This window comes from Nonomuraea sp. bgisy101 (genome assembly GCF_057708945.1).
Window position 1 is genome coordinate 142,963 of record NZ_JBYITD010000013.1, and the last position, 26,772, is coordinate 169,734.

The 26,772-nt window shown below is 72.9% G+C and carries 24 protein-coding genes; 8 read left to right on the top strand and 16 right to left on the bottom strand.

Annotated elements, in window-relative coordinates; all coding sequences use genetic code 11:
- Positions 1 to 15 precede the first annotated feature (15 nt).
- Both AC3EO4_RS25000 and AC3EO4_RS25005 read left to right on the top strand, forming a co-directional pair.
- Positions 16 to 1,023 carry a radical SAM protein gene (locus AC3EO4_RS25000; RefSeq protein ID WP_431898117.1) on the top strand — a complete coding sequence of 336 codons (1,008 nt, stop codon included), beginning with the start codon at positions 16 to 18 and terminating at the stop codon, positions 1,021 to 1,023.
- Positions 1,023 to 1,229: a radical SAM-modified peptide, FtsH ternary system-associated gene (locus AC3EO4_RS25005; RefSeq protein ID WP_379568975.1), complete on the top strand. Its 207-nt coding sequence runs from the start codon at positions 1,023 to 1,025 to the stop codon at positions 1,227 to 1,229. Before AC3EO4_RS25000 ends, AC3EO4_RS25005 begins: the two co-directional genes overlap by 1 nt.
- On the opposite strand, the gene AC3EO4_RS25010 is transcribed toward AC3EO4_RS25005, so the two are convergent.
- From AC3EO4_RS25010 to AC3EO4_RS25070, 13 genes are read right to left on the bottom strand one after another with little or no spacing between them, the layout of a single operon-like run.
- A complete protein-coding gene (locus AC3EO4_RS25010) occupies positions 1,211 to 4,297 on the bottom strand; it encodes a WD40 repeat domain-containing protein (protein ID WP_431898119.1) in 3,087 nt (1,028 codons plus the stop codon). The two genes, AC3EO4_RS25005 and AC3EO4_RS25010, sit on opposite strands and share 19 nt — an antisense overlap.
- Positions 4,294 to 5,847 carry a hypothetical protein gene (locus AC3EO4_RS25015; protein WP_431898121.1) on the bottom strand — a complete coding sequence of 518 codons (1,554 nt, stop codon included), beginning with the start codon at positions 5,845 to 5,847 and terminating at the stop codon, positions 4,294 to 4,296. Before AC3EO4_RS25015 ends, AC3EO4_RS25010 begins: the two co-directional genes overlap by 4 nt.
- Positions 5,848 to 5,887: 40 nt before the next feature.
- Complete coding sequence (locus AC3EO4_RS25020) at positions 5,888 to 6,568, bottom strand: soluble NSF attachment family protein (RefSeq protein ID WP_431898122.1); 681 nt, start codon at positions 6,566 to 6,568, stop codon at positions 5,888 to 5,890.
- Positions 6,565 to 6,825: a hypothetical protein gene (locus AC3EO4_RS25025; protein WP_431898123.1), complete on the bottom strand. Its 261-nt coding sequence runs from the start codon at positions 6,823 to 6,825 to the stop codon at positions 6,565 to 6,567. Before AC3EO4_RS25025 ends, AC3EO4_RS25020 begins: the two co-directional genes overlap by 4 nt.
- Positions 6,826 to 6,827: 2 nt before the next feature.
- Complete coding sequence (locus AC3EO4_RS25030; RefSeq protein WP_379568983.1) at positions 6,828 to 7,622, bottom strand: hypothetical protein; 795 nt, start codon at positions 7,620 to 7,622, stop codon at positions 6,828 to 6,830.
- Positions 7,615 to 8,793: an AAA family ATPase gene (locus AC3EO4_RS25035; protein WP_379568985.1), complete on the bottom strand. Its 1,179-nt coding sequence runs from the start codon at positions 8,791 to 8,793 to the stop codon at positions 7,615 to 7,617. Before AC3EO4_RS25035 ends, AC3EO4_RS25030 begins: the two co-directional genes overlap by 8 nt.
- On the bottom strand, positions 8,793 to 10,622 hold the full coding sequence (locus tag AC3EO4_RS25040) for an ATP-binding protein (RefSeq protein ID WP_431898124.1): 1,830 nt from the start codon (positions 10,620 to 10,622) through the stop codon (positions 8,793 to 8,795). The genes AC3EO4_RS25035 and AC3EO4_RS25040 overlap by 1 nt, the downstream gene beginning before the upstream one ends.
- Complete coding sequence (locus AC3EO4_RS25045) at positions 10,619 to 11,407, bottom strand: hypothetical protein (RefSeq protein WP_431898126.1); 789 nt, start codon at positions 11,405 to 11,407, stop codon at positions 10,619 to 10,621. The genes AC3EO4_RS25040 and AC3EO4_RS25045 overlap by 4 nt, the downstream gene beginning before the upstream one ends.
- On the bottom strand, positions 11,391 to 12,431 hold the full coding sequence (locus AC3EO4_RS25050) for a JAB N-terminal domain-containing protein (RefSeq protein ID WP_379568991.1): 1,041 nt from the start codon (positions 12,429 to 12,431) through the stop codon (positions 11,391 to 11,393). Before AC3EO4_RS25050 ends, AC3EO4_RS25045 begins: the two co-directional genes overlap by 17 nt.
- Positions 12,421 to 13,911, bottom strand: coding sequence for an effector-associated domain EAD1-containing protein (locus tag AC3EO4_RS25055; protein WP_379568993.1), 1,491 nt, complete (start codon positions 13,909 to 13,911; stop codon positions 12,421 to 12,423). Before AC3EO4_RS25055 ends, AC3EO4_RS25050 begins: the two co-directional genes overlap by 11 nt.
- A complete protein-coding gene (locus AC3EO4_RS25060; RefSeq protein ID WP_431898129.1) occupies positions 13,908 to 14,918 on the bottom strand; it encodes a HesA/MoeB/ThiF family protein in 1,011 nt (336 codons plus the stop codon). Before AC3EO4_RS25060 ends, AC3EO4_RS25055 begins: the two co-directional genes overlap by 4 nt.
- On the bottom strand, positions 14,915 to 15,478 hold the full coding sequence (locus tag AC3EO4_RS25065; RefSeq protein ID WP_379568997.1) for a hypothetical protein: 564 nt from the start codon (positions 15,476 to 15,478) through the stop codon (positions 14,915 to 14,917). The genes AC3EO4_RS25060 and AC3EO4_RS25065 overlap by 4 nt, the downstream gene beginning before the upstream one ends.
- Positions 15,475 to 16,320 carry a CHAT domain-containing protein gene (locus tag AC3EO4_RS25070; protein WP_431898130.1) on the bottom strand — a complete coding sequence of 282 codons (846 nt, stop codon included), beginning with the start codon at positions 16,318 to 16,320 and terminating at the stop codon, positions 15,475 to 15,477. The genes AC3EO4_RS25065 and AC3EO4_RS25070 overlap by 4 nt, the downstream gene beginning before the upstream one ends.
- Before the next feature lie 312 nt (positions 16,321 to 16,632).
- Here AC3EO4_RS25070 and AC3EO4_RS25075 point away from each other — a divergent pair, with 312 nt between their 5' ends.
- Genes AC3EO4_RS25075 through AC3EO4_RS25095 form a run of 5 tightly spaced genes read left to right on the top strand, consistent with a single transcriptional unit; the run spans position 16,633 to position 21,925 of the window.
- Positions 16,633 to 17,571, top strand: coding sequence for a serine/threonine-protein kinase (locus AC3EO4_RS25075; RefSeq protein ID WP_431898132.1), 939 nt, complete (start codon positions 16,633 to 16,635; stop codon positions 17,569 to 17,571).
- A complete protein-coding gene (locus tag AC3EO4_RS25080) occupies positions 17,568 to 18,641 on the top strand; it encodes a hypothetical protein (RefSeq protein WP_379569003.1) in 1,074 nt (357 codons plus the stop codon). Before AC3EO4_RS25075 ends, AC3EO4_RS25080 begins: the two co-directional genes overlap by 4 nt.
- Positions 18,631 to 20,430: a hypothetical protein gene (locus AC3EO4_RS25085; RefSeq protein WP_379569005.1), complete on the top strand. Its 1,800-nt coding sequence runs from the start codon at positions 18,631 to 18,633 to the stop codon at positions 20,428 to 20,430. Before AC3EO4_RS25080 ends, AC3EO4_RS25085 begins: the two co-directional genes overlap by 11 nt.
- A complete protein-coding gene (locus AC3EO4_RS25090) occupies positions 20,427 to 21,431 on the top strand; it encodes a hypothetical protein (RefSeq protein ID WP_431898134.1) in 1,005 nt (334 codons plus the stop codon). The genes AC3EO4_RS25085 and AC3EO4_RS25090 overlap by 4 nt, the downstream gene beginning before the upstream one ends.
- Positions 21,428 to 21,925, top strand: coding sequence for a hypothetical protein (locus tag AC3EO4_RS25095; RefSeq protein ID WP_379569009.1), 498 nt, complete (start codon positions 21,428 to 21,430; stop codon positions 21,923 to 21,925). Before AC3EO4_RS25090 ends, AC3EO4_RS25095 begins: the two co-directional genes overlap by 4 nt.
- Before the next feature lie 6 nt (positions 21,926 to 21,931).
- Here AC3EO4_RS25095 and AC3EO4_RS25100 read toward each other — a convergent pair whose 3' ends face one another.
- Positions 21,932 to 22,801 (bottom strand): hypothetical protein, encoded by an 870-nt coding sequence (locus AC3EO4_RS25100; RefSeq protein ID WP_379569011.1) that lies wholly within the window; start codon positions 22,799 to 22,801, stop codon positions 21,932 to 21,934.
- A gap of 44 nt (positions 22,802 to 22,845) precedes the next feature.
- Complete coding sequence (locus AC3EO4_RS25105; protein WP_431898136.1) at positions 22,846 to 23,811, bottom strand: S66 peptidase family protein; 966 nt, start codon at positions 23,809 to 23,811, stop codon at positions 22,846 to 22,848.
- Between the two features lie 30 nt (positions 23,812 to 23,841).
- Between AC3EO4_RS25105 and AC3EO4_RS25110 the strand changes: the two genes are divergently transcribed.
- Positions 23,842 to 24,720 carry a sulfotransferase gene (locus AC3EO4_RS25110; RefSeq protein ID WP_379569015.1) on the top strand — a complete coding sequence of 293 codons (879 nt, stop codon included), beginning with the start codon at positions 23,842 to 23,844 and terminating at the stop codon, positions 24,718 to 24,720.
- Between the two features lie 131 nt (positions 24,721 to 24,851).
- Here the strand turns inward: AC3EO4_RS25110 and AC3EO4_RS25115 are convergent, their stop codons facing one another.
- Entirely contained in the window at positions 24,852 to 26,741 is a 1,890-nt protein-coding gene (locus tag AC3EO4_RS25115; protein ID WP_379569017.1) for an ABC transporter ATP-binding protein, read from the bottom strand.
- Positions 26,742 to 26,772: the final 31 nt, after the last annotated feature.

Consider the following 26,772-nt stretch of genomic DNA (forward strand, 5'->3'; position numbering starts at 1 on the left):
GGCTACTGTCTCGGCATGCAGTGGACCCCCGCGATACTCCACTCCCCGGCGGGCGAGCGGGTCAGATGCGACCTGTGCCCGCACAGGTGCGCGCTCGTCCCGGGCCAGCTGGGCGCCTGCAAGGTACGGCGCGGCGCCGAAGGCGGCCTGGAGACGGCGACGTTCGCCACGTCCGTGGCTCACACCGACGCGGTCGAGCGCAAGCCGTTCTTCCACTACCGCCCCGGCACGCCCGCCCTCACGCTGGCCGCCCCCGGCTGCTCGTTCCGCTGCGACTACTGCGTCAACCATCTGCTGTCGCAGTACGGCCGCGAGCCTGACCTGCCGTGGGAGGCGACGCCCGTCGACGTGGACGACGTCGTGGCACGGGCGGCGGCCGTCGGCGGCTGCGTGGCGCTGTCGTACTCCGAACCCTCGCTCGCCGTCGAGCTGACGCTGGCGTTGGCCGAACGGGGCCGGGAGCAGGAGGTCGAGGTGGTGTGGAAGAGCAACGGATTCCTCACCGCCGAGGCGATCGAGGTCGCCGCGCCCGCGCTGGCCGCCGTCAACATCGACCTCAAGGGCATGGACGACGCGCGGCACAGGAGACTGACCGGTGCCCCCGTCGCGCCCGTGCTCGCGGCCATCAGGGCCTTCCACGAGGCGGGCGTGTGGGTGGAGGTCTCCACACCGCTCGTCCCCGGCGTGAGCAGCTCGGAGGAAGACCTGCGCGAGATCGCCGCGGCGATCGCCGGCATCGACCCCGGCATCCCCTGGCACCTGCTGCGCTTCACCCCCGCCTTCCGCATGGGCGATACCGACCCCACAGGACCTGAGGCGCTGGCCGCCGCCGTGGCGATCGGCCGGGCCGCGGGCCTGCGTCACGTGTACGTGGAACGCGCCCTGGGCCCGCAGGGCCGCGCGACCAGATGTCCTGGATGCGGGGACATCGTGATCGAACGCGGCATATGGTCGCTGGAGGCCAGCCGTCTCGTCGCGGGCGGCTGCCCCGCCTGCGGGACGAACATCGGAGGGAGATGGTGATGGCTCACCGCTTCGTGGAGAACCTTCCCGACCTGATCCAGCCGGAGGAGTACCAGGACCATCCGGAGGGCCGCCTGGTCCGCGTCCGCATCAGGGTCACCGACGATGGCGTGGAGGTGCTCGGCGACGCGATGCGGCCCGAGGTGATCGAGCGCGTGCTCCGCTCTCTCGGCCAGGACCCGATCGATCAGATGCTCTGCGGCTGACCCGCGAGGATTCCCGCGATCACCTCGTAGACCTCGTCGGGGCCCGCGCCCGGTGACAGCGAGAACGTCCTGGGGGCGCGCTGCTCGACCGGGTGTCCCGGATAGTGCGCGCGCACCATGGTGACCTCCCTGCCGCCGGGGAAGGCCAGGTGCGGGTGGGTGAGCACGACCGTGCGGGGCTCGGCCGCGCCCTGCCCGAGCTGCGCGGCGGCCGACCTGACCATGCGGGCGGCCTCGCCCACGGCGGGCGGGGTGAGCGACGCCTCCCCCCACAGGTGCACGAGGTCGTTCATGGTGGACAGCAGCCGCGTCCTCGCCGGTGCCGCGAGCAGGATCAGCGCGCAGCGCCTGTGCCTGGCCAGGACGTTGGCGCACAGCAGGTGGGCCACGACGCGCAGGGTCGCGCCCACCGCGCCGTGCGCGGCGGGGGTGTCGTCCAGGACCACGATCATCGACTCGCTCACGGCGGGCACCGCGCCCTGCCTGGTGCGGTAGAGCAGTTCGTCGCGGACGTGCCTGGCGGTCAGCACCTGCGGCGGCAGCGCGAACTGCGAGGGCAGCAGCGCGCTCGGCTCGCCGTGCCTGGTGACGCCCGCGCGCGCCTCTCCGAGCCCGCGCCCCTGGGTGGCGCCCTCGTTCCACACCGAGGCCCGCACGCCGAGCAGCCTGCGCTGCCGCTCGGACAGCGGCCACAGCGTCATGCCCTGCCTGCGCAGCCTGACGGGCAGTTCGGGCTCGGCCGCCACGGCTTCGGGGCTGAGCAGGGTCAGCAGGGTGAGCACGCCGTCGTCGACGCGGTTGAGCGCCTCGACCAGCTCGGTCATCGGCACGGCGGCGCGCGCGGCGGGCACGGGCACGCCGGTCAGCGCGCGGGTAAGCGCGGCCTCCAGCCGTTCCGGCGGCACGGCCGCGGGCGCCGCGTGACCCGGATCGGGCGGCAGATCGGCGGCCAGCAGGACGGCCAGGCCGAGCGCCGCGGCCACGGGCCAGTGCAGGGCGCGCAGCGCCACGACGGCGCGGTGGGCGTCGACCGCCTCCAGCGCCTCTGGTGCCCTGCTCACGACCAGGGTGAGCAGGTCGGCCAGCGTCGACAGCGGCACCTGCGCGCCCGCCGCGGCCGCCGCGGCGCCGAGCCTGGCCATGGTCTCGGCCTCGTACGGCAGCCGCCCCTGCTCCCGCCTCGGCAGGACCTCCCCCGGCAGGTCCCACAGCACGATCTGGCCGGCGTCGTAGGTCACGGCGAGGCGGTGGCCGTCGGGCGACCAGCGGACGGCCCACGCGTGCCGTACCGACGGGTCGGGGGGCTGGAGGGTGTGCGCCAGGCCGGCGCCCGGCTCCCACAGCTCCACCGCTCCCGGAGTGGCGGGCGAGGGGAAGGCCAGCACGCGCGAGTCGGGTGACCAGGTGAGGCAGGGTCCCCGTCCCGCCCCGTCCGATCGGCCGAGTCGCCAGCGCCGCCGCCAGTCCTCGGTGGACCACACGGTGACGGGGGCCCTGCCGCCCGTCGTGGTGGCTGCCAGGTACCTGCCGTCGGGAGACCAGGCGAGGGGGCCGACGCGCAGCCCGCCGAAGGCGGGGTCGGCCAGCCGTACCAGGCCGAGGGGGGTGGTCCCCTCGAGTGACCAGACGCCGACCTCCTCTCCCGCGGGGGCGGCCAGCAGCCGCCCGTCGGGTGACCACGCGGGCCTGCCGGTGCCGACTCTGACCGGGATCGTCAGGGGCCGGGCGTCGAGGTCGCGGTGGACGTGCAGCAGGGAGGGGCGGGCGACGGCGAGCGTCCTCGGCGCGGCAGGCGACCAGGCGGGGGTGCCGCCCGCGAGGTCGGCGACCTGCTCGCCGGAGCCCGCGTCGAGCACGGTGACCCGGTCGGGGTTCGTGCCGCCGACCGCCACCAGCGGGCCCGCCGTGTCGATCTCGTGCGCGGGCGCGTGGGGCAGGGCCCCCGCGAGGGGGGCGCCCGACCGGGTGAGGACGCCTGGCGAGGTCTCGGCGTACCAGCCTGAGCCGTCGGGGGTCCAGCAGAAGCCGGGGTCGGGGCGGGCGGCGTCGCGGGGGGCCAGCACCGTCATCCGGGCCGCGGTGCGGGCGGTGGTCCTCGGCGACCTGCCGACGGTGCGGGCGTTCTTGGCGGCCCAGCGCAGCAGGGAGCCGTCGGCGCGCTGGGCGTCGGTGGGCAGGCGGGTGTCGGCCAGCCGCCACAGGGTGACGGTCGAGGCGTCGGTGCGCGCCGCGAGCAGGCCGTACGCGCCGAGGTGCATGGTGGCGGGCTCGGTCAGCTGCGCGGGAACGGCGGGGGCCGGTGGTTCGTCCTCGGCGAGCTGCCTGTCGAGCAGGTGGACGGCGCCCTGTCCGGTGCCGACGAGGATGCGGGTGCCGTCCCTGCTGAAGCCGAGCGTGACGGGACCGCCCTCCGGCCGCCACGGGGTGGCCGCCTCCTTCCTCGTGCGCACGTCGACCGTGCGGACGTCGCGCGTGCCCACGACGGCGACCAGCGCTCCCTCCCTCGACCAGGCCAGGCGTGAGGGGAACAGGTCGCCGACGCCGACCGAGGCGACCATCGTGCGGTCGGCCCTGCGCCAGAACTGGATCGCCCGCGACCTGGCCACGCACAGTTCGGCGCCCGAGGGGTCGAAGGCCAGCGCCCTGACCGGATCGGAGCGGCCAGGCCAGCGGACGACGGCCGAGGTGCCCCTGTCGAGCAGGAGGATCGTTCCCTCTCTCGTGCCGATGGCGGCGGTCATGCCGTCGCCGCTGAGCGCCAGCGCCGTCACGTCGGCGCGTTCGGCCACCTCGGCCGGCAGCGCGAAGGGCTCGCCCGAGTCGGCGGCGAAGGCGAGCAGGCGCGCCCCGCACACCAGGAACACCTGGTCGGAGTCGGGTGTCCACGCCGCCTCCACGGGCAGCTCGCCTGGCGCGTGGACGGGCGCCGACCAGACCGGAGGGCCCTCGTGCTCGCGGACCTCGGCCCGCCCCTGCGCGACGGTGAACAGCGCCGAGCCGTCGGCGGACAGGCTGACGCAGCGGCAGTCGTCGACCGCGATCCTGGCCAGGGGCTCGGCCGCGCTCACTCGCTCTCCTGGGCGGCGGCGCGCTCGTACAAGCGTCCTGCCATGTGCGGGTCGCCCGCCTCCCTGTACTTGTGCGCGGCCTCGGCGTACCTGCCCGCCAGCTCCAGCGCGAGAGCCTCGGCGCGCAACTCGACGGCGGCCACCACGGCGGGCCCGGCGGGCGCCTGGGCCACGGGATCGGGGCGCGGCAGTTCCATCGCGTCGAACCTGTCGAGCAGCGCGGCCAGCGCGCCCGCCGGGCTGGCGGCGTCGACCGCGGGGAGCTCCTGCAGCCACAGCGCCCACACCGGCACGGCGTTGCGCAGCGCGAGGCGGTGACTGCCGTCGGCGCAGACGACGACCACGCTCCTGCCGTCGAGCCCGAAGGCCCTGGCCCTGGCGGCGGGGGGCAGGGCCGGCCACAGCGCGTGGCCCGACTCGACGTAGAGCCCCGCGGGCCCTGCCACGCGCAGCGGCACGCCGAAGGGAAGCGCTCCGGCGCCGCCGCCGGGCTCGGTGAGCAGGTGGTGGCCGTCGCCGAGAAGCAGGAAGGCGCGCTCGGCCGCGGGGTTGCCCGACAGGTAGGAGCGCAGCACCCGCAGGTCGGCGTCGGTGAGCAGCTTGGCGTCCTCGGCGTCGCCGCCGCCCGGCGTCCTGACCAGCCGCACTCTCACGGCCAGGTCGGCCGGGCGCCGCTCGGGAGCGGGCCGCGCGGGTGGCTGGATCGCGGGCGACAGGCCCAGCGGCGGCTCCATCTCCGCGCTGCGGTCGGCGATCCTCCAGACGCCCTGCTCGGGCCCTCCCATGATCCAGCTCTCTCCCTCGGGGACCCGGGCGGCGAGATCGGCGTCGGTCAGCGGCAGCGCGGCCCGGTGGTCGACCAGCAGCCGCCGCTCCCCCGCCCTGCACACGATCGTGTACGGCATGCGGGCCAGGGCGTTCAGCATCGCCCTCGGCAGCGCGCCCTTGCCGCCCGTGACGCGCAACAGCACCGCCGGCCTGCCCTGCTCCGCCGAGAAGGCCGGCTCCAGCCGTACCGAGGAGACCCGCATCGCCAGCGCCCCGTCGTGGTACCTGTTGAGCGCCCAGCGCGCGATGGCGGCGGTCGTGACGACCACGACCTCGCGCTGGGCTCCCCCTTCGGCGGCCAGCGGGGCGTGCGCGGCCAGCTCCACCCAGCCGACCTCCGGCCATCGCTCCACCTGGCCGAGGTCGACCCGGTGCCCCGACGGGCCCCTGAGCGCGCCGCCCACCGGGGTGTACGGCAGCCCGCCCGCGACCCACACCAGCTCGGCGTAGTGCGAGGGCGCGTGCTCGCGCAGCACCCACAGCGCGCCCTCCGGCGAGCGCAGGCAGCGCGGGGGCAGCGCGGCGTCGTTGGCCGCCGCCACGAACGCCAGCGCCTCGCGCGCCGCGGGGAAGCGCCCCGCGAGCAGGTCGTCGGGAAAGGCCCGGGGGGCGGGCGCGGGCCGTTCGCCGGGCGGCGGCTGCTGGTCGCGCCTGGTCAGCACGAACGGCTGCGGCCGCGCCGGCGTCGGCTGCTGCTCGCGCCTGCGCCGCCACGCGCTCACCCTGCGTCCCCTTCTCGCGTCACCGTGGCGAGGATGCCGCTCACCCCGCTCTCCTCTCCTCGGTCTCGACGGGGATGCCGCTGGAGCCGCCGAGCGCCCGTTCGGCCCACGCGCGCCAGCGGCCCGCCGCGCCGCGCAGGCCGCTGCGGTGGGCGGCGGCGAACACCAGGGCGGCCAGGTCGTACCTGGCCACCTCCGTGGCGGCCTCGACCGCCCATCGCTCCACCAGCAGCCGTTCGGCGGCGGGCCGTACCTGATCCAGGTCCCGCTCGACGGCGGCGAGGGCCGCGGCCAGCGGCCCCGTGTCGCCGCCCCCTTCACCCGGCAGGGCCGCGCACATGGCCAGCGCCACGTCGTGGCGCAGCCGCTGCCCGAGGGTGCCCGGCACGTGCGCGCGCAGCACCCACCCGCCCCGCTCGGGCTTCCTGGCCGCGACGATGAGGATCCAGGCGGCCTCCAGCGGCCGTCCAACCCGCTCCCAGCAGTCGGCGGCGGCCTCGGGCCTGCCCATGGCCAGGTGGCAGCGGGCCGCCTCGGCCACGCTGCCTGCCCGCAGGTAGCAGGCGGCCGCCAGTTCCAGCTCCCCTGCCCGCTCGTACAGCTCGGCCGCGGGCAGCGGCTCGCCCGCCTCCTGCCGGCAGCGGGCGGCGTCGTGCAGGCGCCCCGCCGCCTCGTAGGCGAGCGCGGCCTGCCCGAGCCAGTGCCGTCGCCTGCCGGTCATTCGCTCCGCTTCTCCTTCTCGCGCGCCGCCGGCAGCTCCTCCGGGGCGATCTCGGGAGCCTCGAGCTCGGGGACGAGCCTGGGGTCGATCTCCTCGGGCGCCGCCCGCCGTTCGATCACGGCGCCGACGAGCCTGGCCACGCCGTCGTGGGTGGCGTCGTGGTCCTCGCCCTCGCGCTCGCGGCCCAGATCGTCGATGACGAACTCCTCGACCTGACCCGTCTCCTTGTTGACCCTGAACACCACCTTGAACCGCACGCTCAGGCCTCCATCTCGAACTGGATCTCGATGAAACCCTCGCCGTCGACGACGGAGTAGTTCTCGGCGTTGTTCTGCTGGGCGAAGTCCCTGATGGCCTGGGCGTAGCTGGCCGCGATTAGCCCCATGACGTCCTTGAGCGTCTGCCTGTGCACCTCGGCGAGGCGGGCGTCCGCGCGCTGGCCGAGGTCCTGGCCGACGACCAGGCGCCGTTCGGCCAGGGCCGACTCCGCCCTTCTGCGGGCCTCGTCCTCCACCGCCTCCGCCTCGGCGCTCATGCTGTAACGGGCGGCCTCCTGCGCGGCCAGCCTGAGCCGCTCGGCCCGCTCGGCCGCCAGCCGGTCCGCGCTGGCCTCGGCCTGTTCCCTGGCCTCGCGTTCGGCGCGCTCCTTGGTGCGCCCGCGCCAGCCGTCGTTCTCCCAGCTGCCCTGACCCACGCCCTCGACCTCGTCGGTGACCTCGCCCTCGACCACCTTGCCCGCGATGCCGACGGCCTCCACCGCCTCGGTCAGCGAGATGACGATCTCCAGGTCACCCACGCCCGGTTGGTAGGCGACGTGGCCTCCCGGCACCCGCATGCGGTATTCGCCGTCGACCCACTCCCACCGCGGGTCGCCGCCGAGCGCCTGTTCGAAGGCGCGCAGCGCGCCCTCGCCCAGCATCGACCTGAGCGGCTGGGTCAGCCTGGACTCGCCGGTCGCCTCGCCCGAGGCGGTCACCGTGCGCTCGATCTCGGCCCGCCACGCCTCGGCGATCCTGCGGGTGGCTCTGACCTTGACGCGTCTCGGGTTACACATGTCCGTCTCCCTGGGGGTCGTCGAGTAGTGCGGCCACCTCGGCGAGGAGGGCGTGCACGCGTTGCTGGGCGGCCGGCTCGCCCCGATGGTCGGCGCGCAGCTGCCGGTGGACCTCGTTGATGCCGCGCATCGCCACGATGACGCCCGCCTGCGTGGGCGCCCCCGCCTTGCCGAGCACGGCCATGGCGTGATGCCTGGCCAGCGCCTCGAGCTCGGCGACCGTGCGCCCGCCCGCGGTGCTCTGCCCGCCGTCGGCCACCACCCTGTCGCCCACGGCCTCGCGCAGCGCGCCCGCATCGCCGGGCTCGGTCCAGATGTGGGCGACGGGCCACAGGTCGACCGGCCTCGCCACGAGCGACTGGCGGAGCAGTGCGGCCGCGGCCACCAGCTTCTGTCCGCGCACGATCCGGCGGTCGGACAGCGTGACGCCCTGGGCGAGCACGTCGGTGATCACCTCGGCGTACGCGTCGCGCACGGGGCCGAGGTCGACCTCGGCGAGCTTGCCGGACAGCGCGAGCAGGTCCTGCAGCCTGATCGGCGGGATGGCCGGCTCGGCGGCCCCGTCACGGGCGACCCGCTCGCGCTCCTGCTGCCAGCCCCGTTTCAGCAGCTCGGGCATCATGGTGCGGGCCACCTGCTCGACCTCCATGCGCAGCAGGAACCTGTCGCCGAAGGCGCGCAGCGCGGGATCCTCGGGCAGCTCGCTCGAGGCGCCGAACAGGCTCACCAGCGGCACCCGCTCCCTGCTGGCGCCGTTGAAGAAGTAGCGCTCGTTCACCACGCTGAGCAGCGTGTTGAGGATGGCGCTGCTGCCCTGGAAGACCTCGTCGAGGAAGGCGATCTCGGCGGCGGGCAGCATGTCGTCGGTCTTGACCCGGTAGACGCCCTTCTGGAAGCGCTCGAAGTCGAGCGGGCCGAACAGCTCCGACGGCTCGGTGAACCTGGTCAGCAGATAGGTGAACGACCTGGCCTGGATGAGCCCCGCGAAGTGCCCCACCAGGTCGGTCTTGGCGGTGCCCGGCGGGCCGAGCAGCAGCATGTGCTCCCTGCACACGGCGGCCACCACCAGCAGCCTGGCGGCGTCCCTCCTGCCCACGTAGCGGCCGTCCAGCTCCCTGACGATGGTGCCGAGCTGCTGGATCGTGGCGACGTGCCTCTGGTCGAGTGCCATTACCTGCCCGCCCTGCTGGTCTGCTGCTCGCGGCGGGCCTGCTGCTGCCTGCCGACCAGCTCGCCGATGCGCTCGGCGCTGGCGGGCACGCCCTCCCACCGCTCGCCGACGAAGGCGTCTCGGAACAGCGCCCTGATCTCGTCGCCGTTCCAGCCCTTGGTGGTGTGGATGAGCGGCTCGACGATGCCGCTGACCCTCACCCCGTAGCGGCGGGCGTGGACCTTGATGATGCCGCGCCTGGCGTCCTCGTCGGGCAGGCCGATGTGGAAGCTCTGGAACCTGCTCGGACGCAGCAGCGCCCTGTCGATGATCTCCAGCCGGTTGGTGGTGCCGATGACGATCATCTGCACGTCCGGTCTGAAGCCGTCCATCTCGGTGAGGATCTGCGCCACCATCGCGTTGCCCGCACGGCTGCCGCCGTCCTCCGAGCTCGTACGGCTGGCCGCGATCGAGTCGAACTCGTCGAAGACGATGACCGACGGCGCGTTCCTGCGTGCCTCGGCGAACAGCTCCCTGATGCGCCGTTCGCTCTCGCCGACGTACTTGTTGGTCACCTCGGGCCCCGAGACGACCTGGATCGTGGCCTCGAGCTCGTTGGCGATGGCCTTGGCGAACAGCGTCTTCCCTGTGCCGGGCTCGCCGTGGAAGATGAAGCCGCGCGGGATGAGCTCGCCGCGCAGCCGCTGTTCGGGCCCCGTCAGGCTCCTGGCAGCCGTCATGATCCGCAGCGAGCGCAGGATCTGGTGCTTCACCTCGGCGTAGCCGCCGATGTCGTCGAAGCTCACGTCGGGGATCTCGAAGCTGGCCGACATCTGCGCCTTGAACTTCCTGATCATCGTCGGCAGGTCCTTGACCGTGACGCCGTCGAGGGCCTCGGTCTCCTGCAGGGCGTAGCGCATGGTCTGGCGCAGCCGTACCGGGTTGAGCCCGACGACGTACTTGTAGAAGTCGGCGCCGTCGAGCCCCGCGAACCTGTCGGCCTCGGCCTGGGTGACCAGGGCCTGCTCGATGGAGGCCATGCTCGAGTCGACCGGGTGGCGCACGTACCTGGGGCTGCCCTCGATGGTCATCCTGACCGCGAAGCGCGCGGCGAGCACCTCGGGCACGCTCAGCGACGGGTCGGCGAAGGCGAGGATCACCTGCCGGTCGGCGCCGTACAGCAGCTCGATCAGGTCTCTCGTCTCGTTGGCCAGCGCGTTGTCGGTGCCGCCGCCGAGCAGGTCGAGGTGGGTGATGACCAGGACGTCCTGCGGGCCGAGCTCGCGCAGCATGTCGCGGAGCCTGGCCAGCAGCCGCTGGCGCAGGCTGGCAAGGACCGGCTGCGGCCGCATGTCGACGGGCGGCTCGCTGTCCTCGCCCACCGGCGCAGGCACCTCCAGCAGGCGCGGCATGGCCTCGGTCTGCCGCACGATGTGGTCGGCCAGGTGCGGCACGACGATCTTGTCGCAGACGATCAGAACCGACAGTCCCGCCCGCAGGAAGGAGGCCGCATCGCGCACGTACTCGTCGTAGGCGAGCCTGGTGGCCTGGGCCTCGCTCAGCTCCGCCGGCCTGGCGGGGCCGTCGGCGTGATCGTCGCCCGCGCGCTCGTCCGCGGACGGGGCGGCGTGCGAGGCCCGGTACAGCGGTCTGCCGTCGACCTGGTCGAGCGGGATCTCCCTCAGCCTGAACGTGCTCAGCCGCAGCTGCGCCCACCCCTCCTCCAGCGGCGCCAGCAGCAGGAAGGGACCCGAGGCGAGGGCCTGGCCGAGCGGGGTGTCGCCGGGCACGGCGGTCAGCGACGCGCCCTCGCCCGCGACCACCACCTCGAGCGGGATGTAGTCGGTCACGTGGCCTCCAGCGTCCGCACCCGGCGGAAGAGGTTGGTCCATTGGTGGTAGTCGATGAGCTCGTGGCGGCCCCGCAGCAGCGCGGGCGCGGCGGCCTCCAGCTCGGCCAGCGCGCGCCACCAGGTCGCGACGGGGACCGCCGCGGCGAGGTCGCCTGCCATGGCCGCACGCCACGCGGCCCTGGCCATGCGTTCGTGCTCGGCGCGGAAGTGGACGAGCGCGCTCTCGTAGACGTCGAGGACGAGGTCGACGTCCTCGTGGCGGAGCCAGGCCAGCGTGTCGCCGCGCCAGCCGTACTGCGCGGGGTCGGTGACGGGCCTGGCGAAGCCCAGCGTCAGCAGCCGCCTGGCCTGCCTGTCCTGCCGCAGCCTGTCGACCAGGTCGTCGCAGTCCTGCGCGCCGGCCGGCCCAGGCCTGTCCAGGCAGCCGGTGAGCGGCGAGCTGTCCCTCAGCACGTCGGCGAGCCCCGGCGCGTACGGCACGGCCGCGCCCGCCACGGCGTGATAGGTCAGCAGGTCGTAGGCGGTGCGGGGCTTGGGCACCGCGTGCGCCAGCTCGAACGAGCGCCGCTCGCCCCGGGCGCCGACGGCCGCCGCGAGCAGCACCACGCCGAGCCCCGGCGGGCGGCGGTCGCCGAGCGGCGGCCCCGACAGCCGCAGCCTGGCCGTGGTGGCCCCCGCCAGGCGCGCGATGCTCGCCATGACTTCGTCGCCGGGGTCGAGCAGGCCGCGCGCGGTGCCGAGGTCGCCCTCGGGAGGCGGGCCCGCTCTATCGGGAGCCCGCATCAGGGCCCACACCAGAACTCGTCCTGCGGTACTGACCGCGCTCATCGGCCACCCACTGCGAACACTGCTCCAACCTCTCGCCGTCGGCCGCGCGACCGTAGAAGCGCAGCGTGCGCCCGTTCCTCGACAGGTTGAGCAGCGCCGCCACCTGCCACGGCCGCAGGAACGTGGCCCTGTGCAGGTCCACGTCCGTGGCCGACAACCCCATGCCGACGTCCACGCCGCGCAGGTGCGTGTGGTACCAGCCGACCAGTTCCTCGCCCTTGCCCCTGTCGGCGATCATCTGGTTGACCGCGAGGAAGGAGTCGCCGGTGAAGGTGAAGTGGATCGCGCCCGCCCCCGAGCGGTGGGCGGGGGTGACGTGCGTGATCTCCACCAGGTGGGCGTCGGCGGCGGCCCTGCTGACCCTGCCGATCAGGAAGCCGCCCTCCTCCAGCCGTTCCGACAGCTTCATCCCGCCCATGAGCCGGCCGTGGACCTCGCCGGACATCAGCACGTTGACCGGGCCGAGTGAGCGGGGGTCCAGGCCGAGCGCGGCGGCGTCGACGAGCTCGGCCTCGGCGCCCTCGACCTTGGTGACGGTGAACGGGAGCCGTTTTCGGCGCTGCAGGTCCACCTGCACCGCGCCCTCCACCTGCGGCGTCGGCCGGCCCGCGTCCAGGTCGAACAGCCCGGCCCTGATCCTGAACGACCAGTGGGTCTCCCCCGGATCGAGCCTGGTGACGACCCCGGTCAGGACCGGGCCGACCAGCTCGTTGACCGAGTGCTTGCCCTCGTAGACCGTCTCGCCGCGCCGTACCGCGGTGAGGGTCAGGAAGCCGACCTCCTCGCCCAGGTTGACCAGGCGCGGCGGGCCCATGATCGGGTTGGGGTCGCGCTCGCGGTGCATCTCCATGAACAGCCGGGTCTCCTCGGTGGCGAGCCCGACCAGTTCCTTCAGCGCCTCGCGCAGGACGGGCGCGAGCGCGAGCCTGGCGTGGTAGGTCTCCTGCTCGCCCTTGTAGAGCTCGATCTCAACGGCCATCGGGATCCTCCAGCGGGCTGATCCACAGCAGCGGCGCCCTGCCCTCGCCGCGCGGGGCGGGGTCGCGCTCCTCGATCAGCCTGCCGCCGATCGCGGTGATCGCCGCCTGCCCGTTGGGGGACTTGGCCCAGAAGGCGGCGACGGGATCGGGCCAGGTGTCGGCGTCGACGACGTCGTAGTTCTGGTAGCTGCCGATGTCGACGAGGAGCTGGCAGAGCGAGCCGAAGTCGAGGTCGGGGCGGTAGCCGTTCATCAGCGCGCCGAGGCAGACCTGGTTGTGGCGGGCGTTCTGGGAGGGCGCGGGCTTGCGCCAGATGTTGGGGTGGAAGACGTCGGTCTCCCAGATGACCAGCGGCGCGCTCACAGGGAACATCGGCGGCAGGAAGATGGCCAGCTCGTGCCGGGTGACGGGCACGGGGTCGAGATCGTCGAACGGCCATTCGGGCAGTGGCAGGTCGGGGTGGAAGAAGGAGTCGATGTCGTCGGGCGGGGCGAAGCCGGGGGCGTCGAAGGAGATGTGGAAGCGGTTGGGCAGGTCCTCGTTGTCGTACCTGGTGATCCTGAAGTCGTGGCCGGTCTGCTCGAACCTCCTGATCTGGGCGCGGGCCCGCATCTGCGCCCGCATCCGCATGACGGGGTTGACGGCGCCCGCGGTGGCCTCCGCGCCGACGTGCAGGGTGTCCTCGTCCTTGACCCCCACCTCGTGCAGGCTCAACTGGGGGTCGACCAGCCGCTGCCTGCCGCCGCCCTGGGCGCTCTCGTGGTCGATCACCGTCCGCACGACGCCGCCCCGCCGGTCGGTCATCGCGGGTGACTGCTGGATCACCGCCTGGGCGATGTCCTCGGGCAGCGTGGTGGCCGGCACCCCGGTCATCTGGTACGGCGTGCCGTCAGGTCCGACGACGAGCAGGAACCGGTACAAGTAGGGCTTGAAGCTGTAGTGCTCGTAGACCACCTCGCGGCCGGGCTGCGACGCCGTGACGAGCTGCTGCAGCCGGTTGACGACCTCCGCACGGCCCGTGCCGGGATCGGAGACGCCGACCGCGCACCGCTCGCGGGCGACGTAGAGCAGTTCGGCGTCGGGGTCGACCTCCCGGCGCACAAGCTCCACGAAGTCGTCAGGCTCCTCCGGCTTGTCGATCCCGATCAGCAGGAGTGTCGAGCACGGCCCGTCGGCTTGGAGCGGCTTCGGGCTCTTCTGGGCGGGAGGTTCGCGGACCGCCTCGTCCTTCTCCCTGAGCGCCTGCAGCCCCTTGTTGCTGGGAAACTCGTCACCAGCGGCGCCGAGAAGGGCCGTGATGCCGTCATCCCCCGTCATCACTCCCTGCTCGATGCGGCTGATGACCTGCTGCCAGAAGGCCATGGGGGTGGTGAACTGCGGTGTGTGCGCCCGGGGATACTGGATGACCGTCAGCAGGTCCCGCGCCCGCGCCTCGTCGTCGAACAGCCCCGCGAGCAGGCTGACCAGCTCGTTCCTCACCTGGGGTCCTTCCCTTCCGGCCGTGACGTGGCCAGCTCGATGTACCGCACGTGCTCGTGGGGCGAGGTCCTGATCACCGGCAGCAGTTCGCCCGGGGCGATCCCGAGCTCGCCGACGGCCGATCCGGCGAGGGAGGCGTCGATCTCGAGCGGGCCGTGGGGGTCGGCGGGGTCGACCGAGTTCCACGCCTGCAGGCGCTCGTCCGGGCGGATCATGGCCAGCAGCTCGCCGACCGGGGAGGCGGTGGTGAGGCCGGTGCGCGTGACGCACCCGAAGGGGATCGGCTCGTGGAGGGGGCAGGTGGGGTCGAAGGCGAGTGTCATCCTGCGGCTCTCTCCCGTCACCGGATCGAGCCTGACCATGCCCTGGGCGACGGGCAGCCCGAACAGCACCCTGATGGCGTGGGTCACCAGCCAGGAGGCCACCATGGCGGAGATCGGCGCGGAGGCGCCCATCTCGTCGGGAATGCCGCACGCCATCGAGGTGGGGGGCAGGGCCCGCTCGCCGCTGGTGCGCCCGCACCCGTAGCAGGGTCCGCCGGGCGGGTACCAGCGCACCTCGCCACCCCACGGATGGGTGCCGCCGTCCAGCATGGCCGCGCCGACCAGGCCGCACCTGGCGGCCAGCTGGACGCGGTCGGCGATGCTGTCCAGGCAGCTGATGACCAGGTCGGCCTCGCGCAGCTCGGCCAGGCCGACGCCGCGCGCGTGCTCGCTCGCGCGTTCGGCCACGGCCGTGGAGGGCGCCAGCGCGCGCAGCGCCGCGGCCGCCGCCGACACCTTGGGCCTGCCGACGTCCGCGCCGGTGAACAGCGAGCCCCTGCTCAGGTTGGACTCGCTGACCACGTCGGGATCGCACAGGACGAGCGCGCCGACGCCCGCCTGCGCCAGCAGCCTGGCCGACTCGGTGCCGAGCGCGCCCACGCCGACGACCACGGCCGTCGCCTCGCCGAGCACGTCCTGGTCCCAGTGTGGGATGAGCAGTTGCCTGGCGTAGCGCTCGATCACCGCTCCTCCACCTTCGTGAAGGTGGTGGGGCAGGTGAGCAGGGGGCCGTTGCTGATCCACTCGTCGTAGCAGGTGTTGCCGCCGCCGGGGTCGCGGTGCACGCCGAGCCCGCAGCGCGGCTCCCCCGGGCTGCACGGGCAGATCACCGCCGACTCGAAGGGGCGGAAGGAGTCGCTGCAGAAGGCGCACTGCCTGCGCGGTGTGACGGGCAGCAGCAAGGGGTGTCCAGGCAGCAGGAGGACGGCGTCGGTGCCGGGCGGCGGCGGGTTGGCCGCCTCGACGGCGGCGTGGAAGGCGCGGGACATGCCGTCGTCGGGTTGGTCGTAGTCGGTGACGAGGCCGCTGCAGGGCAGCGTGGGACTGTGGTGCCTGACGACGGCGGGCGGTCCATGGGCGACGTACACGCCGTCGGCCTCCCTGAAGGTGTGGCCGCAGACCTGGCACCAGTCGGCGAGCCAGAAGGAGTTGTTGGTGGTCGTGGCGGGTCCGTCGGCCCCCGAGTTGGCCGGGTCCCAGCCGTGCCTCCAGCCTTGCCAGAAGGCGTCGGCCTCCTCGCTCACACCTCCCCCTCTCCGTCGAGATAGCGCAGGCAGGAGGTGTCGTGCCCGTCGAGCGCCATGCGGGCGCGGCCGAGCTCGAAGGCCTTCCTGGTGCCCGCGCCCTCGGCCAGGCCCAGGTAGAAGCCCTCGCTGAACAGGATGGCCGCGGCGTCCGGCAACTCCTGGGTGGAGCCCGTCACCGCGTCCGCGGCGGTGCGGAAGATCTCCGCCTGCTCGCCGGTGTAGCAGGCGTTGAGCACGACGCAGCGCAGCGGCCCCGTCGCGGCGAAGGCGGCCGCGAGCCCTTCGGCGGTCACCGTGGCCGACTCGTGGACGGTGTCGGCGAAGACCAGTCCTTCGTGGTCGCCGTGGCCGGCGAAGTGGACGACGTGCGGCCTGACCGTCAGCAGGGCGGGCAGGATGTCGCCCGTCCTGGCCGCCGTGCGCGTGCTGACCTCGACCCGCCCCGAGCGCTCGGCGGCCCGCTGGATACGGCGCTGCTCCTCGGCCAGGTCGAGCGGATCCTGGTCGTTCGGCGAGGCCATCAGGCACAGCACCCGCAGCGGCCGGCCGCCGGATGCCGCTGCCCACGCGCGCTCGGGGAGCGGCTCGCCCGCCAGCGCGCGCAGGGCCGCGTTGCCCGGGTAGTCGGCCGCCGCCCTGGCCACCAGGTCGTCGAGCGTGAAGGCGAAGGCCCCCTTCTCCACCTCCTGGCAGACCGCCAGCCAGTAGTCCCTCGCCCTGCGCGCGCCGCGCACCGGCAGGCGGGCCCGGGTGGCGCCGAGCGCGGCCAGCAGCAGGGTGGAGCTGTCGTCGTCGGGATAGAGCTCGCCGAGCGTGTCGAAGGCTGACTCGCGCAGCATGCGTTGAAGGGTCAGAGGGGACACATACACCGCCGGAAAAGCCTTCAATTAGTCGAGAAACATCTTATGGAGGCTTGACTCTTCGCGTGCCGACAAATGGCAGTCAAGATAATCTTTCTTTGACGCGTGGACATCCCCTCAACCAGACATAACGCCGACGAGGTGACGATGGCGGCCGAACAGCTCCAGCTCATCCCGCGTGACTCCAAGGACGGACAATACGTCCCATACACCATAGACTTCGCGCACGACCAGTGGACCGACGAGCACTTCCGTTTTCGGATCGGCCGTAATGCGGTAAATGAGCCAGTCATGCAGAAAATGGCCCACGCAGGGACACGTGCCCGCGAACTCCTCGACCACGAATGGCGCATCGGCAAATGGCTCGGCGACCAGGGCAGGGACTACGTGAGCACCATGCTGGGCCACAATCCCGACGCCGTCCCGCCGTTCACCGTGATGACGTTGCGCGGCGAGCCGCTGTCGCGGCTGAGCGTCCCCGTCGACCGCGAGACGCTGCGCATGCTGGTGGCCGGGCTGCTGCACGGCCTGGAGGTGCTCAGGTCCTGCGGGGTCGTGCACCGGCGGCTCAACCTCGACACCCTGCGATGGGACGGCGGCTCGCTGCAGATCACCGACTTCACCCACGCGCAGTACGACGGCGCGGGCGACACCGTCTCGCACGGCGAGGACGTCTACGCGGCGGGCCTGGTCATCTTCCACCTCTACACGGGAGAGCTGCCCGAGGACGACCCCGCGCGGATGGAGCAGCGCCTGCGCGGCCAGGACGTGCTGCTGCGCCGCCTGCTGGCGGGCGAGTCCACCGGCGCCGAGCGCGCGGTCTTCGGCGAGCGCACGGTCTTCGCCGACCGGGCCGAGGACCGGCCCGACGCGCGCGAGCTGCTCGACAGGTGGACCCCCGGCGGGCGGGCGACCACGGGCCTGGCCCGCGCCTACCGCGACCGCGAGAGGGAGGGACGGCGTAACTTCCATGAGCTGCGCGCCAGGCAGCACGCCTACGGCCAGCGCCACCGCGGCTGGACGCCGCCTCCGCGGCGCAGGCCGTGGATCGTGCCCAAGCCGCAGGCGGCCAGGGCGGGGCGGGCGCGTCCCCGCCGCCTGTCCGACTGGACGCTCGTCGCGCCGCTGCGCAGGCCGCCGCTCGTCCGCGCGGCGGCCGCCGTGACCGTGGTCGGCGTGCTCGTGGTCGGCGTGCTCGTGGTCGTGGCCGCGCTCCGGAGCCTGCTGTGAGCGCCGTCCTGGAGTGCCCGATCTGCCTGCGCTGGATCGACTGGGACGGCACGCCCCCCGTGGTCTTCGGCCCCGACGACAGGCCCGAGGTCCTGCGCAAGGACCCGCGAGAGGACGACGTGGCGTGGCGGACCAGGCTGCAGACCGCCTACCGCCCCTGCTCGGGCGTCGGCTCCCCCGACTCCCACTACCTCCCCTACGACTACGCCGACTACAAGGCGGTGATCATCGGGGTTTTCGGCGAGAGCCGTTCGGGAAAATCGCACCTGGTCGCCGCCATGATCTCCAGGCTGTGCGCCAACGACGCCGCGCTGCGGCGGCTCGGCCTGACCGTCGAGCCGCTCGACCTGCGCACCCACCAGCAGTACATGAGCAGGACCGTCGAGCCCTTCATCAGGGGCAGGCGCAGGCTCGACCCGACCCAGCCGCTGCCGGTGGTCTTCACCGACGCGCTCAAGGTCACCAACAGGGACGGCGACGCCTTCGCCGTGTCCTTCTTCGACGTCGCCGGCGAGCAGCTCGAACGCTCCGACCCCGAGGTGCGCTTCTTCGGCTCGGTCAACGCGCTGCTGTTCGTCATCGACCCCGACTCCATACCGGGGCTCACCCAGCCGGCGGCCACCGCGATCGGCGACAGCACCTTCGAGGAGGCGCTCAAGCGGCTCGGCGGCCGGCCCGCCCCCGGCAGGGAGTTCCTGCACCTGCCCGCGGCGCTGGTGGTCGCCAAGGCCGACCTGCTGCGCTACTCCTTCGACCTGGTGGGCGAGTGGATGTCGCGCTCGGGCCCGGCGGAGGAGACCGACCTGTCCACGGCCGAGCAGGAGAGCGAGGACGTCTACGCCTTCCTGGTCGAGCGCAGGGCGGAGCCGTGGCTCAGGCCGGCGGAGAAGTGCTACCGCAGCACCCTGCACTTCGCCTCCGCCACCAACGTCAGCGCCACCGAGTCGACCTACGGCGACGGCTTCGGCCAGCGCAGAGTGCTCAAGCCGCTGCTGGCCCTGTTCGCCATGGCGGGCGTGCTGAACGACGAGCTGATGCGGCCGGTGGAGGGCGGCGAGGATGCGACTTGATCAGATCTTCTACACCTGGTCCGAGCGGTCCCTGCTGGGCGGCAAGGGAATGGGGCCTGTCGCCTCGTCCCTGCCGATCGACGCGCTGTCCGGCTGGGATCCGCTGCTGCGGGAGCGGGTGTGGGCGGGCTGGCAGGAGCACGACCGGTTCGGGCTCGGCTACCTGCGCGGCCCTGGCGGCCACGCCGTCATCTGCAAGCGGCCGGTGACCGAGGCGGAGGGCCGCCAGGCCTCGCTGGCCCATGTCCTGGTCGGCCAGGAGATCTCCGCGCTGCAGGCGCTGTCGCTGCACGAGTGGGACGGCTGGCTGACCGCGTGGGACGGCACCGAGGAGCTGACCCCGCTGTCGTGGGAGGACCTGCGCCCCCAGGCCGACAAGGGGCGCCTCGACCTGGTCAGGCGGGCGCGGGCGCTGCCGCAGGCGACGCTCGCCGAGCTGGTCGCGTTCGTGCTGGCCGATCCCGAGGCCGACGTGTCGGTGGTCGCGCCGCCCGAGGCCCCGGCCGAGCTGCTGTGCGCGCTGGTGGAGATCATGGGCGCGACGACGACGTTCTCGACCATGGAGGCGCGCGACGACGACAGGGGCTGCCCGCACATCGTCTTCCTCCCCGAGCACCACGACAGCCGCATGGGTGTGGCTCGCCGCAGGCTCAGGTTCGGCGGTGGCGGCGGCGATCCCTTCGCCACGGCGCTGGCCGTCTCCTACCGCGCCGAGGGTCGGGCGGCCATCGACAGGATCAGGCCGGCCAGGCCGGTCGCCGGCCCTGACGAGTCCAGGGCGTGGGCGCAGAAGGCCCAGCTGTCGCCCGGCGTGCTCGACGACGTGGCCGGACTGCTGCGCAGGGCGCAGGCCCTGTCGCCGGCCGAACTGGTGGCGCTGCGCTCGAAGCACGGGCTCAGCGAGGCGCGCAGGATCGTGCCCACCCTGGACGACGGCGAGGTCGCCGCGCTGCTGCGGGCCACGGCGCTACCCGTGGAGGTGACGGAGCTGGTCCAGGGGGTCGCCCTGCGCTCCTACCTGACGGGGCAGGCGGGCGAGAGGGTGCTGGAGGGGCTGGCCGTCCGCCCGCCCTCGGCCGAGCTGCTGCGCGAGACGCTCAAGCAGGGCCCGGGGCTGGGCCGGGTCGCCGCCCTGGCCGGCAGGGTGATCCACGAGCCGCGCGCCCGCCGCGCCCTGATCGACTCGGTCGCCAGGACGATGTCCAAGGCCGAGCTGATCGGATGGGTGCACGAGCACGCCGCCGCGCAGCCCGAGGCGGCCCGCGTGGCGCTGAACGTGATCTGCGACGGCCGCGAACGCTCCCCCGAGCAGCGCAGGCGCGCCCTGGACGCGCTGATCGCCCGTGGCGGCCTGGCCGAGGCGGCGGCGCGTCTCACCGAATCGCCGAGGGAGGCGACCGCCTACCTGCAGAGCGTGCTGAGCGTCGTCGCGGGCGAGAAGATCGACGAGGGGGTCATGTCCGCCTTCCTGGCCCATCCGCGCCCGCCGGCGCAACTGCTGTACGCCCTGCGGCAGCTGGCACGTGACTCCAGGTCGCTCGCCCTGGTCGACAGGACCGCGTGGACCCAGTTCTTCGTGCAGGCCGGCCTGCCCGCGCCGCTCGGAGCCCGGCCCGTCGCCACGCAGACGCGAGCTCAGAGCAGATCCAGGGAGCCGGCCGGAGCAGGACCGTCGGACGAGCTGCCTGCGCCGAAGGCCGAGCGCATCCTGCTCGTCCTGCTGTTCATGGGCGTCATCGCCCTGCTGGCCGTCGTCGCCGTCGTCGCCACCACAGGGGGACCTCTATGAGTCTGGAGCAGGTGGCGAGGGACCTGCGCACGTACGGCGGACAGCCGCTGGCCAGGGTGGCCGAGGAGCTGTCGCAGCGGGAGGGACGGCGGCTGCGCGGCATCGACCTGCTGAGCGCCTACGACCCCGAGAAGATCGTCAAGGGCTCCGGCTGGTTCGTCAGGCTCCTGGAGATCGTCAGGGACGGTCTGGTGTTCGTGCCCGTCGCCTTCACCTGGTGGCAGGTGGCGCTCGCGCTGAGCGCCTACGGCAGAACCGACGGCCGCGTTCCCTTCCTGCTGGCGTGGCAGCGCGGCCTGCCGGGAGTCAGCCCGCTGTCGGACTCGGCGACGACCATCGCGACCATGGTCGGCGCGGTGGTCGTGCTCACCGTGGTCATCAGGGTGGCCGACGAGGTGCGCGACAACCGGCGCCGCAGGCTCGGCGAGGCGCTGGCCCAGGCCACGTTGCTGGTCGCCGAGGTGCCCGTGGAGGCGGGGCGGCCGGTCTCGATGGCGGAGCTGAAGGACGTCGCGACGCAGATCAGCGTCGGCTCGAACGCGCTGTCGGAGGAGCTCAGGAAGGCCACGAAGGCCATCGGCGAGGCGGTGTCGGCGGGCCCGGGCACCCAGCTGCACGAGGTCTTCACCTCGTGGCTGCAGGCCGCCGACAGGCTCGGCGAGCTCACCTCCTCGCTGAAGAGCTCGAAGGAGACCGCCGACGAGCTGGCGAGCCTGCACAGGGCGCTGTCGGTGGAGGTGGGCAGGTTCACCACGGAGGCCACCGACTTCCTGGCCACGCTCAGGGACGAGCGGACCATGGCGAGGGACCAGGCGCACGTCCAGAACAAGGTCGCCGACGGCGTCGCGCGCTCCACGGCCGTGCTCGGCGACTCCCTGCAGGCGCTCAACGAGCGGACCCACCTCTTCCACGAGATCGTCAGCAGGATCTCCGACGTGGTCACCCGGCTGGAGGCCGGCGTGCCGGAGAACGGCCACCGGGCCTCGGGGAGCGGCTGGTGAGGCGTGACCGCATGCGCACCACGCTGCTCGCGGGCTGGCTGTTCGCCGACCTGTTCCTGGTGCTCGTGCTCGTCGGCCTGGCCTCGCTGCCGGTCACGACGAAGGAAGGCACCCCGACCTCCTCGCCCAAGCCGAGCGTCACGGCCGAGCCGCCCGAACGCGACAGGCTGCGCAAGCGGCCCGTCGACTTCGACATCGAGATCCCGCCCGCCAGGTTCCGCGACAGCGGCAGCCAGGCCGCGGCCATGCGGGACCTGCTCTCCAGGATCGACACCGAGCTGGCCGAGCGACGCCTGAGCCGCAGCCGGGCGGGGTTCGTCCTGGTCTTCGCCTCGGGCCCGCAGGAGGCCACCGGCGTCGCCCAGGACACCGCCGAACGGATCTACCAGAGCCTGCGCAGGAGGCACAAGGTCTTCAAGGACAGCAGCGGCGTGGGCTACTGGGCCGGGGCCAACAGCGACCACCTGGAGTTCAAGGTCTTCTTCTACGAATGAGGCGGATCAGGCGGCCAGGCGGGCCAGGACCCTGGCGAACTCGGGAGGCGGCGCGACGACGAGCCTGGTCTGTCCGTCCTGCAGGACGATGTCGGCGCGGATCAGCGTGAGCCTGCCCGCGTGCCACCAGTAGACCTGCGGGCTGAGACCACCCGCGCGTTCGGCGTGCACGCGCAGCCGCTCGATGGCGCGCACGACCCCGATACCGTCGACCGGGTAGAGCACCAACGTGGCCGGGTCGGGCAGGATGACGAGCACGCCGTCCTCCGGCACGGTGACGTACTGCTGGAGCCAGCGCAGGTGCGCGGCCGCCGCCACGGTACGGCCCGACAGCCGCCAGGTCGTCAGCCCCGACAGGTCCAGGTGCGAGACGGTCAGCCGCTCGTCCTGCCTGACGTTGTCCAGCGCCAGGTCAAGCGCCTGTCCTGAGGGAATGGGCCAGCAACCGGCTTCCTCAGGGCGGACGAAACGCGCCCCGACGGTCAGCAGCTCGACCAGGTCGCCGTTGAGCGAGCGGCCGACGACCCTGGTGAGGTCCTCGACCGCGTCGACCGACTCGACCCTGGTGCGCAGCAGCGGCTTGACCTGGTCGAGGTCGCACACGTCGAGCAGGTCGTCGGCGGCGGCCACCGCGTTGGCCAGATGTTCGGACACCAGGACGGGCCAGTCCTCGCGGGAGCGGCGGCCCGCCTCGCGGCGCAGGCCCGCCAGCCGTACCAGGATCTCCCTGCCGCCGCCGAGCGTCAGCGAGCCGCCGTCGGTGGAGAAGACGCAGGTGTAGCCGAGGGAGTCGGCGACGAGCGCGAGCAGGGAGTCGAGATCGATGTCCTCGACGGATCTCCGGGAGGGCTCCCGGTCGCGCCTGAAGAACTTCACGCGTCCCCGCCCTCCAGAAATCGTCGGTTTTCTCCCTATGCGTCTTACACTGCCTGGTCCGCGGGGCCAAGCAGACCAGCAAGGGAGCACGATTCGGTATCGATAACACCAAGCGCTCCGAGCCACACGGACCTCTGCGGTGTCCCGTGTCCCACCGTCAACCCCGCTATCACAGGGACGCCGAGGGGCAGCAGCCGCTCGGCGAGAACCGGGTAGGGATCTCCGCACTCCACCCACGATCCGAGGGCGATTCCGCGCACGCCGTCGAGGGCTCCCGACTGCAGGAGCTGGGTGAGCATCCTGTCGATCCGGTACGGCTGCTCGCCGACGTCCTCCAGCAGCACGAGCCTGCCGGCGAAGGACGGCTGGTAGCGCGTCCCGCACAGCGAGGCCAGCAGCGACAGGTTGCCGCCCGCGAGCACGCCCTCGGCTCGCCCCTCGCGCAGCACCCTGTCGCCCGTGACGGGCGACGCGTGGCCGGAGAGCGCGGCCCGCAGGTGGTCCCACGTCACCGGCTCGGGCTCCTCCTCGAAGGAGAGCGGGCGGCAGGCGGGCATCGGGCCGTGCAACGTCGGCAGGCCGAGCTCGACGCCGAAGACGTGGTGCAGGGCGGTGATGTCGCTGGAGCCGAGCAGGATCTTGGGGCCCGCGGCGCGCATCGCGTGCCAGTCGACCAGGTCGAGGATCCTGGCCGCGCCGTAGCCGCCGCGCGAGCAGAAGACGGCCGAGACGGCCGGGTCGCACCAGGCCGCCTGGAGGTCGGCGGCGCGGTCGGCGTCGGAGCCCGCGAGATAGCCCTCCCTGTCGAGGACGTGCCGGCCGAGCATGACCTTCAGCCCCAGCCCTTCCAGGAGCTTCACGCCCCGCTGCAGCAGCGTCGCGTTCGGCGGCCCGGACGGCGAGACGACGGCGACGGTGTCGCCCTCGCGCAGGTGGGGCGTCCAGGATTCGGGGCCGGCGGCCACTCCCGTGACCTCTGTGACGGATGTTGGCGTGGCCGGTTCGTTCACCTCAGAAACGGTGTCACACTTACCTGACGTATGCGACCTCCGCCCCACATTCTCGTGGTCAACGGCATCAAGGTCCGCAGGCCGGTGTTCCTGCTCGGAGCCCCGCATTCCGGCGCGGACCTGCTCGCGCGTGCCCTGAAACGCTCACCGGGCTTCCACATGACGATGGGCCGGCAGTCGGTGGTGCACGTGGCGCACGCCTTCGCCCGCCGCCCCTCCATCGGGCGCAGTTCGGGCGCGGTCAGGGTGCTGCGCGACTCGCTCGCCGAATCGTGGCAGGTGCTGCCGGGATCGTGTGGCACGTGCGCGTCGCCGTGCAGGGAGGCGGGCGGGGTGACGGGCGTCGGTCCCTGCGTCGCCACCGCCACCGTGACCCGCTTCGGCGACGCCAGCCCCGACCTGCTCTACAGCGCCGAGGTGCTGCTGCAGGCCTTCCCTGACGCGCGGTTCGTGCAGCTCATCCGCGACGGCCGCGACGTGGTGTGCGACATGGCCGCCGACCCCGACTGCCTGGCCTGGTTCAGGCCGTCGATGCTGAGCGACGACACCGAGTTCCCCAACGCCTTCCTCGGGGTCAACCGCGACGAGCACCGCGAGCGGTGGAAGAGCATGCCGACGGCGGGGAAGTGCGCGCTGCGCTGGCGCAGCGCGATACGGCTCAGCGCCGCCCTCCGCAAGGAGCTGCCGGCCGAGCAGCTGCTCACACTCCGCTACGAGGATCTGGTCCAGTCCACCGGCGAGAGCGTCGCCTCGCTGTCGAGTTTCCTGGAGACGCGCGTGTCCAAGGTCGCCCTGTACGGCACGCGCATCCCCGAGGTCGGCGCGTGGCGCGCCCGCCTGCGTCCCGAGGACCGCGAGCTGGTGGAGAAGGTGGCACGCGAGGAGCTCAGCAGGCTCGGCTACGCGTGACGCGCGAGGGCGTGCCTCGCCAGGCCTGCCCGTCCAAGCTGACTCGCGTCTGGCCTGCCTGTCCAAGCCGACTCGTCTGGCCTGCCCGTCCAACCTGACTCGTCTGGCCTGCCCGTCCAAGCCGACTCTCGTCAGGCCTGCTCGTCGCGTGCCTCGGCGGCGAACTGGGTGCGGTAGAGCTCGGCGTAGAGGCCGCCGCGCGCCAGCAACTCCTCGTGCCTGCCGCGCTCGGCGATCCTGCCGTCCTGGACGACCAGGATCTCGTCGGCCTCGCGGATCGTCGACAGGCGGTGCGCGATGACCAGCGAGGTGCGTCCGGCCAGCGCCGTCTTCAGCGCCTGCTGCACCGCCGCCTCCGACTCGGAGTCGAGGTGGGCGGTGGCCTCGTCGAGCACGACGACGCTGGGCGCCTTGAGCAGCAGCCTGGCCAGCGCGAGCCGCTGCTTCTCCCCTCCCGACAGGCGGTAGCCGCGGTCGCCGACGACGGTGTCGAGCCGGTCGGGCAGTCCCTCGATCAGGTCGGCGATCTGCGCGGCGCGCAGTGCCTCCCAGATCTCCTCCTCGTCGGCCTCCGGTCTGGCATAGCGCAGGTTGGCGCCGATGGTGTCGTGGAAGAGGTGGGCGTCCTGCATGACGACGCCGACCGTGTCGCGGATGGAGGCGAGGGTGGCGTCGCGCACGTCCAGCCCGTTCAGCCGCACCGCGCCCTCCCCCACGTCGTACAGGCGCGAGACGAGTGAGGTGATGGTGGTCTTGCCCGCGCCCGAGGGGCCGACGAGCGCGACGAGCCGGCCAGGACCCGCGGTGAAGGACACACCCTTGAGCACGGGGTTCGACGGTCCTGTGTCCTGCCTGGCCACCGACTCGAGGGAGGCCAGCGAGACCTCCTCCGCCGCCGGGTAGCGGAAGTGGACGTCGTCGAACTCGATCGTCACGGGGCCCGCGGGGACGGGGCGCGCGTCCTGCTTCTCGGCGACCATCGGCTTGAGGTCGAGCACCTCGAAGACGCGGTCGAAGCTGACCAGCGCCGTCATGACGTCGACGTGGACGTTCGACAGCGAGGTCAGCGGGCCGTACAGGCGCATCAAAAGGGCGGCGAGCGCGACCAGCGTGCCGAGCTCGAAGAAGTCGCCCACGGCCAGGACCCCGCCGATGCCGTAGACCAGGGCCGTGGCCAGGGCGGCGACCAGGCCGAGCGCGACTCTGAAGACGGTGCCGTACATGCCCACGGTGACACCCACGTCGCGCACCCGCGCCGCGCGCCTGCCGAAGGTGTCGGCCTCCTCCTCCGGTCTGCCGTACAGCTTGGCGACCATGGCGCCCGCCACGTTGAAGCGCTCGGTCATCACCGAGCTCATCTCGGCGTCGAGTTGCATCTGCTCGCGTGTGAGGGCGGACATGCGCCGCCCCACCCACTTGGCGGGGAAGATGAAGATCGGCAGCAGGACCAGGGCGACCAGCGTGACCTGCCACGACAGCACCAGCATCGCGCCCAGTACGAGGACCAGGCTGATGACGTTGGCGACGACCGAGGACAGCGTGCTGGTCAGCGCCCGCTGCGCGCCGATGACGTCGGTGTTGAGCCTGGAGACCAGCGCGCCGGTCTGCGCGCGCATGAAGAAGGCCACCGGCATGCGCTGGACGTGGTCGAAGACCTCGGTGCGCAGGTTGTAGATGAGGCCCTCGCCGATGCGGGCGGAGAACCATCGCTGGGCCAGCGTCAGCCCGGCGTCGAGCGCGGCCAGGGCCGCGATGGCCACGGCCAGGCCCACGACGACGTCGGACCGCTTGGGCAGGATGCCGTCGTCGATGATCGCCTTCATCAGCAGCGGGTTGGCGACCACGATGACCGCGCCCGCCACCACCAGCAGCAGGAAGGCGGTGATCAGGCCGCCGAAGGGCCGAGCGTAACCCGCTATGCGCCTGACCGTGCCAGGCCGGAGCCGCTGCTTCATGACCGACTCGTCACGTCGCAGCGACCGCATCGTCTGGGGCCCGAAGCCCCCACCCATCATCGCCATCGGCAATCACAGCACCTCGTGGGCCGCCGCT

Bases quoted from the DNA above. Each gene is read 5' to 3' on its own strand.
- AC3EO4_RS25000 (WP_431898117.1), top strand. From the start codon at position 16: ATGCAGTGGACCCCCGCGATACTCCACTCCCCGGCGGGCGAGCGGGTC.
- AC3EO4_RS25005 (WP_379568975.1), top strand. From the start codon at position 1,023: ATGGCTCACCGCTTCGTGGAGAACCTTCCCGACCTGATCCAGCCGGAG.
- AC3EO4_RS25020 (WP_431898122.1), bottom strand. From the start codon at position 6,568: ATGACCGGCAGGCGACGGCACTGGCTCGGGCAGGCCGCGCTCGCCTAC.
- AC3EO4_RS25030 (WP_379568983.1), bottom strand. From the start codon at position 7,622: ATGTGTAACCCGAGACGCGTCAAGGTCAGAGCCACCCGCAGGATCGCC.
- AC3EO4_RS25035 (WP_379568985.1), bottom strand. From the start codon at position 8,793: ATGGCACTCGACCAGAGGCACGTCGCCACGATCCAGCAGCTCGGCACC.
- AC3EO4_RS25045 (WP_431898126.1), bottom strand. From the start codon at position 11,407: ATGCGGGCTCCCGATAGAGCGGGCCCGCCTCCCGAGGGCGACCTCGGC.
- AC3EO4_RS25050 (WP_379568991.1), bottom strand. From the start codon at position 12,431: ATGGCCGTTGAGATCGAGCTCTACAAGGGCGAGCAGGAGACCTACCAC.
- AC3EO4_RS25070 (WP_431898130.1), bottom strand. From the start codon at position 16,320: ATGCTGCGCGAGTCAGCCTTCGACACGCTCGGCGAGCTCTATCCCGAC.
- AC3EO4_RS25075 (WP_431898132.1), top strand. From the start codon at position 16,633: ATGCAGAAAATGGCCCACGCAGGGACACGTGCCCGCGAACTCCTCGAC.
- AC3EO4_RS25085 (WP_379569005.1), top strand. From the start codon at position 18,631: ATGCGACTTGATCAGATCTTCTACACCTGGTCCGAGCGGTCCCTGCTG.
- AC3EO4_RS25090 (WP_431898134.1), top strand. From the start codon at position 20,427: ATGAGTCTGGAGCAGGTGGCGAGGGACCTGCGCACGTACGGCGGACAG.
- AC3EO4_RS25110 (WP_379569015.1), top strand. From the start codon at position 23,842: ATGCGACCTCCGCCCCACATTCTCGTGGTCAACGGCATCAAGGTCCGC.
- AC3EO4_RS25115 (WP_379569017.1), bottom strand. From the start codon at position 26,741: ATGGCGATGATGGGTGGGGGCTTCGGGCCCCAGACGATGCGGTCGCTG.